General features: G+C 42.6%; 12 protein-coding genes and 1 CRISPR repeat array. Of the genes, 8 read left to right on the top strand and 4 right to left on the bottom strand.

What is annotated here, in order from left to right; all coding sequences use genetic code 11:
- Positions 1-158: 158 nt before the first annotated feature.
- Positions 159-317: a hypothetical protein gene (locus CDC37_RS24385; RefSeq protein WP_157780756.1), complete on the bottom strand. Its 159-nt coding sequence runs from the start codon at positions 315-317 to the stop codon at positions 159-161.
- Positions 318-344: 27 nt separating this feature from the next.
- Here CDC37_RS24385 and CDC37_RS14375 point away from each other — a divergent pair, with 27 nt between their 5' ends.
- From CDC37_RS14375 to CDC37_RS14345, 7 genes are all read left to right on the top strand, one after another.
- Positions 345-1160, top strand: coding sequence for an MlaE family lipid ABC transporter permease subunit (locus CDC37_RS14375; RefSeq protein WP_096622628.1), 816 nt, complete (start codon positions 345-347; stop codon positions 1158-1160).
- A 42-nt stretch (positions 1161-1202) separates the two neighbouring features.
- The gene (gene rpmI, locus CDC37_RS14370; protein WP_096622627.1) at positions 1203-1400 is read left to right on the top strand and encodes a 50S ribosomal protein L35; all 198 of its coding nucleotides are present in this window, start codon (positions 1203-1205) and stop codon (positions 1398-1400) included.
- Between the two features lie 165 nt (positions 1401-1565).
- Positions 1566-1922, top strand: a complete 357-nt coding sequence (rplT, locus tag CDC37_RS14365) for a 50S ribosomal protein L20 (protein WP_096622626.1) — start codon at positions 1566-1568, stop codon at positions 1920-1922.
- A gap of 57 nt (positions 1923-1979) precedes the next feature.
- On the top strand, positions 1980-2228 hold the full coding sequence (locus tag CDC37_RS25815; protein ID WP_096622625.1) for an HAD hydrolase-like protein: 249 nt from the start codon (positions 1980-1982) through the stop codon (positions 2226-2228).
- Between the two features lie 185 nt (positions 2229-2413).
- The gene (locus CDC37_RS14355) at positions 2414-3238 is read left to right on the top strand and encodes a transporter substrate-binding domain-containing protein (RefSeq protein WP_096622624.1); all 825 of its coding nucleotides are present in this window, start codon (positions 2414-2416) and stop codon (positions 3236-3238) included.
- Positions 3239-3408: 170 nt separating this feature from the next.
- Positions 3409-3939: a tetratricopeptide repeat protein gene (locus CDC37_RS14350; RefSeq protein WP_096622623.1), complete on the top strand. Its 531-nt coding sequence runs from the start codon at positions 3409-3411 to the stop codon at positions 3937-3939.
- 153 nt (positions 3940-4092) lie between these two features.
- The gene (locus tag CDC37_RS14345; protein ID WP_096622622.1) at positions 4093-4989 is read left to right on the top strand and encodes a prohibitin family protein; all 897 of its coding nucleotides are present in this window, start codon (positions 4093-4095) and stop codon (positions 4987-4989) included.
- A gap of 180 nt (positions 4990-5169) precedes the next feature.
- On the opposite strand, the gene CDC37_RS14340 is transcribed toward CDC37_RS14345, so the two are convergent.
- From CDC37_RS14340 to CDC37_RS14330, 3 genes are all read right to left on the bottom strand, one after another.
- Entirely contained in the window at positions 5170-7584 is a 2415-nt protein-coding gene (locus tag CDC37_RS14340) for a hypothetical protein (protein WP_096622621.1), read from the bottom strand.
- A gap of 101 nt (positions 7585-7685) precedes the next feature.
- Positions 7686-8603: a histone deacetylase family protein gene (locus CDC37_RS14335; protein WP_096622620.1), complete on the bottom strand. Its 918-nt coding sequence runs from the start codon at positions 8601-8603 to the stop codon at positions 7686-7688.
- Between the two features lie 279 nt (positions 8604-8882).
- Positions 8883-10076, bottom strand: a complete 1194-nt coding sequence (locus tag CDC37_RS14330) for an AI-2E family transporter (protein ID WP_096626231.1) — start codon at positions 10074-10076, stop codon at positions 8883-8885.
- 412 nt (positions 10077-10488) lie between these two features.
- A CRISPR array of direct repeats spans positions 10489-11235; the repeat unit is 36 nt; unit sequence GTTTCCAATCAATTATTTCCCCTCATAAGAGGAGAC.
- A gap of 369 nt (positions 11236-11604) precedes the next feature.
- Here CDC37_RS14330 and psaX point away from each other — a divergent pair.
- Positions 11605-11739 (top strand): photosystem I protein PsaX, encoded by a 135-nt coding sequence (psaX, locus tag CDC37_RS14325; RefSeq protein ID WP_096622619.1) that lies wholly within the window; start codon positions 11605-11607, stop codon positions 11737-11739.
- The last annotated feature ends 49 nt before the right edge of the window (positions 11740-11788 follow it).

The raw sequence follows: 11788 nt of genomic DNA, 5'->3' as shown, positions 1-11788 counted from the left end.
AACCCAATTCCAGATTGTACAAGAAGGTGTTATAGACACTTTGGAGAGGTGGTTTCAAAGCGATTTTTCATACCTGAATTATCGTTTTGTTGGGAGTAGAGACACGACACGTCGCGTCTGTAGGGAATATAGTTGTAGGTTAGATTCCCGCGCATAAATCAGGATTCAGCGATATTTGCAATTATTTTTTCCGGGTAAATAAATTCCCAATCCAAAATGTAGAGACGACCCGACGGGTCGTCTCTACGGAAATCCAAAATTGCCGACGGGTTGTCTCTACGGAAATCCAAACTCCAAAATGGGTGTAACATAGCCATAATTGTACAGATGGAGGAAGGAGTGAGTTGCAACCAAAACATAAACTTGGTAAATCCTGGACTTCACGGTTACTTGCAGCACTACTTTTAATCGGTCAAGTTTGGCTGCACTTAGTACAAGGTAGAATTTACCATCGTCAGATTTTAGAACAAATGGTAGCTGCTGGTCCGGGGGCAATTGTGCCAGCATTTTTGGTAAATTTTTTTGCTGGGATGATTTTTACGATTCAAACAGCGCGGGAATTATTCAAGTATGGTGCGGAAAATACGATTGGGGGTGCGTTTGCACTCGCTTTTTGTCGCGAGTTAGGGCCAATTTTGACTGCAAGTATCCTATCGGGTCAAGTCGGTTCCGCATTTGCTGCGGAATTAGCCGAAATGCAAGTAACTGAACAAATCGATGCTTTGCATGTTTTGCGAGTTGATCCCATCGACTATTTGGTATTACCAAGGGTGATAGCTTGCTGTGTAATGGTTCCAGTGATGACGATTTTAGGCATAGTTATCGGTGTCACCGGTGGGGTCTTGATCGGTTTTTATGTATACAGAGTAGCACCGGAAGTATTTTTAGAATCTGTGCGCAAGTCTTTAGGAATATCAGACATTTTTACCGTGCTTTTTAAGAGTTTCATATTTGGAACTGTGATTGCAGCGATCGCCTGTAGTTGGGGTTTAACTACCGTTGGTGGTGCAAAACAGGTCGGTGAGTCGGCTACTGCTGCGGTTGTCACGACTTGGATTGCAATTTTTGTGATTGATTTTCTCCTTTCATTGCTGATTTTTGAAAAACTGGCAATTTTTGCCATCAATATTTTTCCTGTCTTGGGGTTAAACTTGGGATAAATTCGTTTATAATTATGGATCGTGTCGTTTTAATCAAAAATCATGCCGAAGCTCAAAACGCGGAAGGCTGCGGCGAAGCGATTCCGTGCAACTGGTACTGGTAAAATCGTTCGTCGTAAAGCCTTTAAAAATCACTTGCTAGAACACAAGTCATCCAATAAAAAGCGCAATTTGTCAAAAATGGCAATTGTGAATGAACGCGATGAAGATAACGTCCGGGGAATGCTCCCTTATTTGTAAATTGGTAGTAAATTACCTGGATTGAGCAAAAATCCCTAAAACCTGTAGGGAGTGGGGAGTTGAGAGTAGTATGAAATAACGACCTGTTACTCAAGGCTGATCACCACTTCTGCAAAATTCAGGATTAGACAACAACATCACAAACTAATTAGGAATATTTAATTTATGGCACGGGTCAAACGTGGTAATGTGGCACGTAAACGCCGCAAAAAAATCTTAAAACTAGCGAAAGGTTTCCGAGGTTCCCATTCGACTTTGTTTAGAACGGCGAATCAGCAGGTAATGAAGGCTCTACGCAGTGCCTATCGCGATCGCAAAAAACGTAAGCGCGATTTCCGTCGTCTGTGGATTACCCGGATTAATGCCGCAGTTCGTCTACACGGAATGAGCTACAGCAAGTTTATGGGTAATTTGAAGAAAGCAAATATTAACTTGAATCGGAAGATGTTGGCTCAGTTAGCTGTGTTAGATCCGGATGGATTTAGCAAAGTAGCCCAAATTGCAAGTCAGGTACAAGGCTAAATCTTGGCTTGGGAAAGGAATTAGTAATATTATAGTTAGACGACAACGGACTTCTAGGTGAACATCTTGTTTGACCTCGACGGCACGCTGACAGATCCTCGGGAAGGCATCATCACCTGCATTAACCACGCTTTGTCCACTTTGGGACAGAGCGTGTCTCATGACTCTGAACTGACGAGATTCATTAGACCACCACTGGGTGACTGTTTCCGTGAGTTGCTGTCATCGGCCAACAGGGTTGACACGGCTATTGCCGCGTATCGCGAGAGGTTTGCCGTAGTCGGTATGTTTGAGAACTCAGTGTAAGACGGCATACCAGAAGCACTTGAGTCGCTGCTATCAAACGGCGCTAGCTTGTTCGTGGCAATCTTATTCGTAATAAGGCCTTTAAGTCTAACTGAACTGTATTGCGTTAAAGTCGGTTTAATTGCGTTGCTTTTAGCTGAATGGCTTGATATTTTGGGTATGAACAACGCCGCGATAGTAAGCAAATGCGATGCACTCGTTTATTAATTCTTGTTCTCCTTCTATCTTTTGCCTTGTGGTTGTTGCCTGATTATGCTCAAGCAAGGGAACTAAAAGAGATTCGACATCAAGGTTCCCTACGAATCGCTGTTAAGGACAATATTCGTCCTTTGGGGTTTAGAGATGGCAAAGGCCAATTACAGGGCTTAGAAATCGACTTAGCGCGACGTTTGGCAGAAGATTTACTGCAAAAACCCCATTCACTCCAACTTCAACCCGTTAATAATCGCGATCGCTTGGCTTGGGTATTGGAAAATCAAGTCGATATTGCTATTGCTCGTGTCACCGCAACACCAGGGCGATCGCGTCTAGTTAATTTCAGTATTCCCTATTATCTGGATAGTACGGTTTTAATCACTAAAAGTCCCTCGCTTCAGCGTTTAGTTGATTTAAAATCCCGAAAAATAGCTGTTTTAAGGGGTTCTAGTACGGTTGACCGAGTTAACTATTTTATACCCAATGCCGAAATTGTTGGTGTGAATTCCTATCAACAAGCCTACCAGAAACTGGAACAAAACCAAGTGGATGCCTTTGCTGCTGATGGTAGTATATTAACAGGTTGGACGCAATTATATCCTGGCTATAGACTCTTACCCATAAGACTTTCCACCGAACCCTTAGCCGTAGTTATCCCCAAAGGACTACAACATGACCAACTGCGACAGGAAATAAATCAAGCGATCGCTCGTTATTTGGAAACAGGATGGTTAAAAGAACGGATTGAATATTGGGGACTTTTACCATCACAATTACAAATTCCCATTTCCGAATCAACCACAAAAGACCGATAATAGGTATGTAGAGACGTAACATGTTGCGTCTCTAGTACAGACGTAATATGTTACGTTTCTACATGTTTGTCGGGTCATCAACCGTCAACATCCAATATTTTTTCTCACCGAAATCGGATTACTATATATCCTGTACAAACAGCCATACTCGTCAGCGTTTAACAACAACAATGGATAACAAACTTGCAATTATTTATCTAGGAGTCTTCGTTGGCTTACTGACTTTTACATTAGTGAGTGTACTGCGTCAAATTTGGAAAACCCAACGAGTTGAACGCAATTTTTCCAAACTACGTAACAAACTCTCCAAGGAAAAGGGAACAGCACAGGAATACTATGAATTAGCTAGTATTTATGCGGACAAAAAACTCTATTCCCAAGCAATTAGTCTGTTTCAAAAAGCTATTAAAGCCGCAGAAGCAGAAGGGGAAGGAGAAGATTCTATTAGTATTATTTACAATGGTTTAGGGTATGCCTATTTTGCCCAAGAACAGTACGATTTAGCAATTCGTCAATATAAAGAAGCCCTAAAATACCAGCCGAATTATGTCGTTGCGATGAATAACTTAGGACACGCTTACGAACGGAAAAAACTCAATTCCTCAGCTTTAGAAATGTATGAAAATGTTCTGAAATTAGAACCAAATAACAAAATTGCTAAACGTCGCTGCGAATCCTTGAGAAGATTGGTTTCTGTTTAAAGAAATCGAGAGTGGAGAGTCTGGTTTCATCCCTAATTTTTAAGAATTTGTTTGATTACAGATCACATCTTCTTAATTTAGTAGATATACAGTGACACCAGTGTCAAAAGTTACACCAAGAATTAACTATATCTACTCATAAACCAAAATCCCATGAGTTTTATTTTCTCCCTATTAACCACCCTAGTCGCAATACTTGTCTATTTTAGTTCTAGCCGTCTTGAGGATCGACGTACTGTTTGGATAGTGCGTGGAGTATCCGGTTTAATTGGTGCGATCGCATTATTTAGTTCGATTATGAGAGTATTTGTGATTGTTCCCCCCGGAAATGTCGGAACAGTTAATGTTTTTGGGAAAGTCGCAAATAATGCTTTGGAACCAGGTGTTCACGTCATGAATCCCTTTGCCAATATCCTATATTTTTCTACCCGTCTCAAAGATGTAAAGGAGAATGTAGATGCTACATCCCAGGAAGGGTTGGCTTTGAATATAGACGTGAGTCTCCAGTACAAACTTGACCCTCGCAAAGCACCGGAAGTATATAAAAATATTGGTACGGATGAAAAACAATTGGTAATTTCTCGTTTCCGTTCCATCACGAGAGCAATTACTGCCCAATATCCGGCTATGGAAATTTATTCTAGCAAACGTCAAGAAATTGCTCAAAAAATTGAACAGCAATTAACTGAATATCTATCGAGCTTGGGTTTTATTGTCGAGGATATCCTACTACGTAATGTGAAAATGCCAGAGAGCTTACAAACCGCAATTCAACAGAAACTCCAAGCTGAACAGGAAAGTCAAAAAATGAAGTTTGTTCTCGAAAAGGAACAAAAAGAAGCAGAGCGGAAAAAAATTGAAGCTCAAGGAATAGCCGAATCCCAAAAGATTATTTCCAGTGGTTTGACCAATCAAATTTTACAACTGCGAGCAATCGAAGCGACTCAAAAATTAGCTACATCCCCGAATTCCAAGGTCGTTGTCGTTGGTGGAGGACAAGCTGGAACACCTATTTTCATTTCTCCTGATAATAGCCGGGGAAATCAATAATTAGGGAATGGGGGATATTATACCAATTTGAACAAAGAATGTGACAGATGAATTTTGTAGAGACGTGGCAATGTTACGTCTCTTATTGAGTAGGTATTGCAAACATTTTTTGAATCGGTATTAAAACCAAAATTACTGTAGAGACCACCCGTCGGGTCGTCTCTAGGAAATAAACGGAAATCAAATCACAATTTCTCGCATCACATCTGAAAACGGATATTGTTCATCGTCAAAGTTGAGAGAAATATCACATTGACTGAGGGGGAAAGGTTCGAGTAAAGTTTGTTCATCCCGACTTTCAAGTCGCCACCATAGGGTTTGCGTGGCTATTTGTTTTTCTTTACTAAATTCAAAGGTAATTTCTCCAAAGTTATTAACTCCTACCACTTCTTGGTATTTCTGCGGTGGTTTTTTGGCGTTACCCAGGTAAACAGCTAAAGCTTGCTGACGGGGTTGTTTGGGTAGGGGAGCAACGACGGGAAGAATCTGCGAACGACGGAGCGGTTCAACTGGTTCCCGTTTACCGGGGAGAAAGTCGATTCGATAGTACCATTGGGGTGGACGGGTAATTTCTAAAACTCGAAACCAGGCGCGATCGCATTCTAGGTTAATTTTCGCCGGATTACCACTAATTACCCAGGGGTGGGACACCATTCCCCCATCATTAAAATGACTCACATAGCCAATTTTAAGTCTACCACGGTCGGGGTTTTCCCAACCGAGGATTTTACTTTGGGGTGAATGACGAATTTGTTCGATGGGGATAAATCCTTTATGATGGAGGGCATGGCTACCACCAATACTACTATCTTCGTTTTTGAAAGAGCTACTAGTAAACTGTGCTACCACTATCTGGGTATTAAATCGGTGTTTACCCACGGTTTGGCTGATGGCATATTGCATCCTCGCTCCAAAGCTGTAGTGAACATCTCCCGATAGGATTACGATGCGAGAATTTGCACCAGCACCTTGAGCTAATGCTGCTAAAAACCGTTCAAAGGCTTCCGTTTGCAAAGCCCAAGCTTCCGGGTCAAAAGCCCAAGCAGCCACCCCAAATTTCCCAGTGATATTTTTGGCGACACGTTGAATTCCCTCCAAAAATGGTAAACCAATCACCGGAGAGGGTGAAATAATAATGGTGACATCCACATGGCTGCTCAGGTATAAATCGGCTAATTGTTGTTTACACCCCTCCTGACTAATCAAACCGGGAAAATCAAAATCTTGTCCGGGGAAATCCCGATTGGTTCTAGTATCGAGAACCAGCACACAATAGCTAGGTGTTAATACGGTATAGCTCCAGCGAATCGCGTCTGGTGATACAGGTAAACGTCGAGGTTGGCTAGCTTGAATATCCGCGAAACTGGCAATACCCAGACGATGGAGAATTTCTTGATTGCAAGTATCATTATTACCCTGCAAAGCACACCAAGCCTTCACGGCTGTTAGTAGTGCTCCCCCCGGTTGGTCGCGGTCAAACTGTTCTGGAGTATTTCCCCAAGCTTGGAACAGAGCATAGGCCAACAAACCATTTTGAATTACCCTGACACCTAAAGGTTTCCTCAAAACGCGATCGCACCAGGCAAAATTGAGATACCAATCATCGGTGACTTCGTGGTCATCAAATATCATGTAGGTGGGGACATTTGCCAAACTGCGGCGTACAGATTTGAGAGCGATCGCAAATTTTTTTAAATCCTCTACTTCCTGTTCAAACTCATGCTGTTTTGTGTTTGGTGCTAAGGGATACACCTGGGCACGAGTGGGAAAATCCAGTCTGTCAACCCATAACACATCACTCCAAGCAAACAAATACATGCAAGCGAATTCTGAAAAACGCATTAAATGGCTTTTTGCCGCCTGGGAAATTCGATTTAATTTGGTGATACTAGCAGTCAAACCGGCAGTTTCAGTGGCGACACGGTTGCGTTTTCCCGGAGCAAGTTCGGTTATATCAGTCACATCCGGTAACTGTTCTTGCCAACCGAACAAAGCCTCCCCCGCATCCAGCAACATAAATAACAGCGCATCCGCAACATCATCGGCATAGATTTGATCGCCAGTCAAAAACAATTGGTGGGGACGTTGAGCCGGATTTACCTGTAAAGCCTCGCGAATCATTTTATCTATACCCGCAAAAGCATCCAAACTTTCCCCGTGGGGTTTGCGACAGGAACCATGTACCAAGCGGACATCATTTAAATTCCTGGGAACCAGAGCAAAACTGGGTAACTTATAGGGTGGATAGGCGATGTCTGCAATATCACCATTCCCATTAATTACACCTGGATCACCCAGACCCTTACCACCAGCAAACTCCAAATCATACAAATAGGAATTACCGTATACCAGCAAATCCCCAGGAACAGCAGCAGTCACCGCCACCACATGTAAGTTTATACCCAACTGTACAGTTTCGCGATCGCCCTGCAAAATTAATTGACCATCCAAATCAAAAACCTTGAGAATAACGCGCTGACTTTGTTTTAAAGCCACCCAAACCGTCACCGACCTACTATCAACCCGTCGCACAATCGGTCCTGCAAGTACGAGTGGCAGATTATCAAGCCGTTCTCGTAAAGGTTTCCATCCCATGCGACTTTTTCCTAGTTTTACTCATCATTTTCTATGATATTTCCTCGCCAAGGGATTTTGGATTTGAGATTTTAGATTTTGGATTAAATTTCGGTCGGTGATCAAAACCAGCGCTGCTGATAAACTTGGGTAGCAGCGCGATGGAGGATAGAATGGCGATAAACCAAAGCAGCCATATCCGTTGCATAACCACCACCAATTACACAAGCAACAGGAACTCCCACCTTTGTACAGGTACTTAAAACTTGCATCTCCCGACAAAATAAACCCGTATCAGTCAGTTGTAACTTTCCCAACTTATCATCCCTATGGGTATCTACTCCCGCATCATACAAAACCAAATCGGGTTTGACATGACTTAATAAATCCGGTAAATAACTCCCCAGGGTTTGTAAATACTCATCATCACCCATCCCCTCAGCTAAAGGGACATCCAAATCACTTTTTTGCTTAATTCCGGGAAAATTCACCTCACAGTGCATCGAAAACGTAAACACATTTGGGTCATCCCGAAAAATATAAGCCGTACCATCACCCTGATGCACATCCAAATCAACAATTAAAACCCTCCTCACCAAACCTTCCTGTAGGAAAACACGACAGGCGATCGCTAAATCATTAAAAATACAAAAACCAGACCCATAATCGGGAAAAGCATGGTGAGTTCCCCCAGCTGTATTACAAGCTAAACCACATTCTAGGGCTAATTTTGCCGTCAGAATTGTCCCCCCCACCGCAACACAAGTTCGATTAACTAAAGCCTCACTCCAGGGTAAACCAATCCGTCGCTGCTGTTTTCCATCCAAACTTCCCTGACAATAGGCTTCCACATAACCAGGGGTATGTACTAATTCAATTAATTTTACGGGAGGACGCACAGGTTGATGGAACTGTTCTGGCTTCCCAACCCCATCATTAATCAGCATGTCATACAACATCCCAAATTTCTGCATCGGGAATCGATGACCTGGGGGTAAGGGTGCTACATAATCTGGGTGGTAGATAATCGGTAAGTCCATTTTGAGTGAGTCGGGAGTCGGGAGTCGGGAGTAGTGCTTTGTACCATTGATTTTGATGGGTAAAGAAGGGTTCGTAGTAGCGCTATTCTACAACAACCCTGCGGGTTAGCGCCTTTGCATAGACTGTTGATTTTGTGGAAATTTACCCATAAGTTCACACAGTTTTTGTGATGATCTCGTCCCGATGCTCCGCGTGGGGACGCATTCCACGAGGGCTACTTACTGCCTCAAATTAGGAAGCTCTGCTTCCCTATATGTATCAAGAGCCTTCCCTGTTCCCTATTTTCCAAAACCAGTTTCCTTAAAAATATCATTATCATCATTGGGAGGAAGATCGGGTTTACTGGATGGATCAATGGAGGGTTGGGAATTCGTCTCTGGATAATTGATTTCCACATTCGCTTCTTTTGCATCCGTTTGCACCACAACCTGCATTGATGCTGGTGATTGTTTATTTCCCCATTCGTCCAAGATATCCTTAACCAGGACTTCCTGCACCCAGATTTTCGTAATTACGGTGAGGGGAAGGGCTAAAAATAAACCTAAAAATCCAAATACATTAAAGAACAGTAACTGGGAAATCAAGGTGACAGCAGGTAGCAAAGATAGCTGATGTGCCATGACCATCGGAGTGATAAAACTACTTTCCGCCTGTTGGATGAAAAAGTAAAGAATCAATACAGCTAAAGACTTCCAAGGGGCATCCAGGAGTGCGATCGCCATTGCCGGAACCACACTTAAAGTCGGGCCAATATTGGGTATAAAATTAAAAAATCCAGCTAAAACCCCCAAAGCTAAAGCCGCAGGAACACCCAATAAAGTCAAACCTAAAACACTCATCAATCCCACCACCCCAGAAGCAATAATTGCACCAATGACCCAACTTTCCAGGGAATTTTCACACAGTTCTAAAATCCGATCTACACGCCGACGGTAGAAGGATGGAAATAAACGAATCAATAATTTACGATACTGTTGCGGGTCTACTAAAAACATCCCTGTCAGTACCAAGACCAGTAGCGTTTTTAATAGCACATCCAGAGAACCAGACACTAACAGTAAAGAGCTACCTAAAACACTTTGAATCCAAGGTTCAGCTTGCTTAATTAAACTGTTCAAGTCTGGTCGATAGGGTGCAAGTTGGGGGGGAATACGCGTTTCTAGTTGTTCTAGCCAAATATTAAAACGTTGCAAACCTTGGGGAACCTTGCGGGTCAACTCCTGAAATTGATCGGCAAAGGGAGGGACAATTAGCCAGAAAAACCCGACAATCAAGCCAAGAAAAATCGCCACAGCCAATAATATCGCAAATCCGCGACTAGCTCCCATGCGCTGAAATCTACGAGCTAATCGGTTTAATGTCGAAGCTAGTACCACTGCTGCAAAAGCTAGTAACAACGCTTCCCGAATTTGCCACAGGGTATAAAGGGATAAAATAATGGCTAATAACCCAATCCACTGACCAAGATTCACTACAAACCCCCTGTAATGCCCTAACCAATCAATATTGATTGAAAATTTTTCAAATGTAAAGATGTCTTGACGTAAATGTCGCACCCGGTATGAATGCACTGGGCTTTCAGCTAGGAGAGACGCGATATATTGCGTCTGTACGCCGAATAATTGGTTACATTGTGGTTTTATGTTTAATTGCAGCTACCTACTTAGGGGATGTTTTAAAAGTCGATTCTTGAATTATCGTTTTTGGGAGCAGGAAGAGACGCGACATGTCGCATCTGTACTCTCGAAGGAAAAATCAGCTTTATAACCCCATGTCCAGAGTCAGGACGATAGTCAAAATAGTGATAATTAATACTTTACAAACATCCTCTAACCGAACCGTATTCTGAGGTGTGTAGTTTCCTATCAATTTCTTCTTTTTGGAGTTTCCAATCAATTATTTCCCCTCATAAGAGGAGACCGGGTCTTGAAGGGGAGAAGCAGGGAAGCAATAAGCTGTTTCCAATCAATTATTTCCCCTCATAAGAGGAGACTTGATAATGGCGGATATTTCGCCTTCCTGTGCAAGGTTTCCAATCAATTATTTCCCCTCATAAGAGGAGACACAATTATATCTCCGCAAAAGAAAGAGATATACTCTGCTCTTCAAGTTTCCAATCAATTATTTCCCCTCATAAGAGGAGACCTCTACTTCGATTCCATAAGGGATGGATCCTTCTCAGTTTCCAATCAATTATTTCCCCTCATAAGAGGAGACCATCTGCTGACAATCCAATCAGCGCCAAACTTAAAAGTTTCCAATCAATTATTTCCCCTCATAAGAGGAGACGACCCGTTCTTTACTACCAGAACTACAGGCACAGGATTAGGATGTTTCCAATCAATTATTTCCCCTCATAAGAGGAGACGCGCTCGTGGCCCGCATCTGGTGCGAGCACATGGGGTTTCCAATCAATTATTTCCCCTCATAAGAGGAGACTTAAGTCTCATGTAACCAGTTATTTCAACGATTTAGGTTTCCAATCAATTATTTCCCCTCATAAGAGGAGACACAACTAGTGGATACTCTACATTTGGCTGGTCAGCACGATAAGATTTTCGCCAACATGACTTCGTATACGCTTAAATATTTAGCGTTTCCAATCAATTATTTCCCCTCATAAGAGGAGACCCCTTCATTTTAAACCCTGATACAGCAAGGTGTCCAGAGGCGGATTGCGAGGGGGTCTAAAAAATTGTCGTCGAAGCAGTAAAAATCCATGAGAAAAATCCTTCAAACCCTTACACAGCAAGGCGGCGAGGGGGTCAACGAAAAAAATAGTCTTTCAGCGATTTCCCGACCCCCTCGCATTATTGGTGTAGCCAGCTGAAACAAGTACAGGGGTACGGGCTACTTCTGCACAAAACAGACGGCCAGCTTTTTCTGCACTTATACACAATACCCTATTCGTGCCAAACAAAAATATTTCTAACGAGTTTTATAATAAAGGACAGATATTTGGTATTTCTTAATAATGCCATTCATTTTGGAGAGAACACTATGAGTAAAGTTGGAGTGGATGTCCCCCAAAGCGGAGCTAAACCACCTTTCACCTTCCGGACGACAGTAGCCATTGCCTTATTAGCTGTCAATATCCTAGTTGCGGCCATGTATCACCACGTGATTAACCCGTAATTTAATTTACAGGGAGTAGGGAAATCGGAGGAAATGAGGAGAAAAAATC

Origin of the sequence: Calothrix sp. NIES-3974 (assembly GCF_002368395.1) — a bacterium.
Taxonomy (GTDB): domain Bacteria; phylum Cyanobacteriota; class Cyanobacteriia; order Cyanobacteriales; family Nostocaceae; genus NIES-3974.
Note: the sequence above shows the minus strand (reverse complement) of the source record. Positions and strands in the feature narration are given on the sequence as shown.

Coding starts and splice junctions, on each gene's coding strand:
- CDC37_RS24385 (WP_157780756.1), bottom strand. CDS start 317: ATGGCTATGTTACACCCATTTTGGAGTTTGGATTTCCGTAGAGACAAC.
- CDC37_RS14340 (WP_096622621.1), bottom strand. CDS start 7,584: ATGGGATGGAAACCTTTACGAGAACGGCTTGATAATCTGCCACTCGTA.
- rpmI (WP_096622627.1), top strand. CDS start 1,203: ATGCCGAAGCTCAAAACGCGGAAGGCTGCGGCGAAGCGATTCCGTGCA.
- psaX (WP_096622619.1), top strand. CDS start 11,605: ATGAGTAAAGTTGGAGTGGATGTCCCCCAAAGCGGAGCTAAACCACCT.
- rplT (WP_096622626.1), top strand. CDS start 1,566: ATGGCACGGGTCAAACGTGGTAATGTGGCACGTAAACGCCGCAAAAAA.
- CDC37_RS14350 (WP_096622623.1), top strand. CDS start 3,409: ATGGATAACAAACTTGCAATTATTTATCTAGGAGTCTTCGTTGGCTTA.
- CDC37_RS14345 (WP_096622622.1), top strand. CDS start 4,093: ATGAGTTTTATTTTCTCCCTATTAACCACCCTAGTCGCAATACTTGTC.
- CDC37_RS14335 (WP_096622620.1), bottom strand. CDS start 8,603: ATGGACTTACCGATTATCTACCACCCAGATTATGTAGCACCCTTACCC.
- CDC37_RS14355 (WP_096622624.1), top strand. CDS start 2,414: ATGCGATGCACTCGTTTATTAATTCTTGTTCTCCTTCTATCTTTTGCC.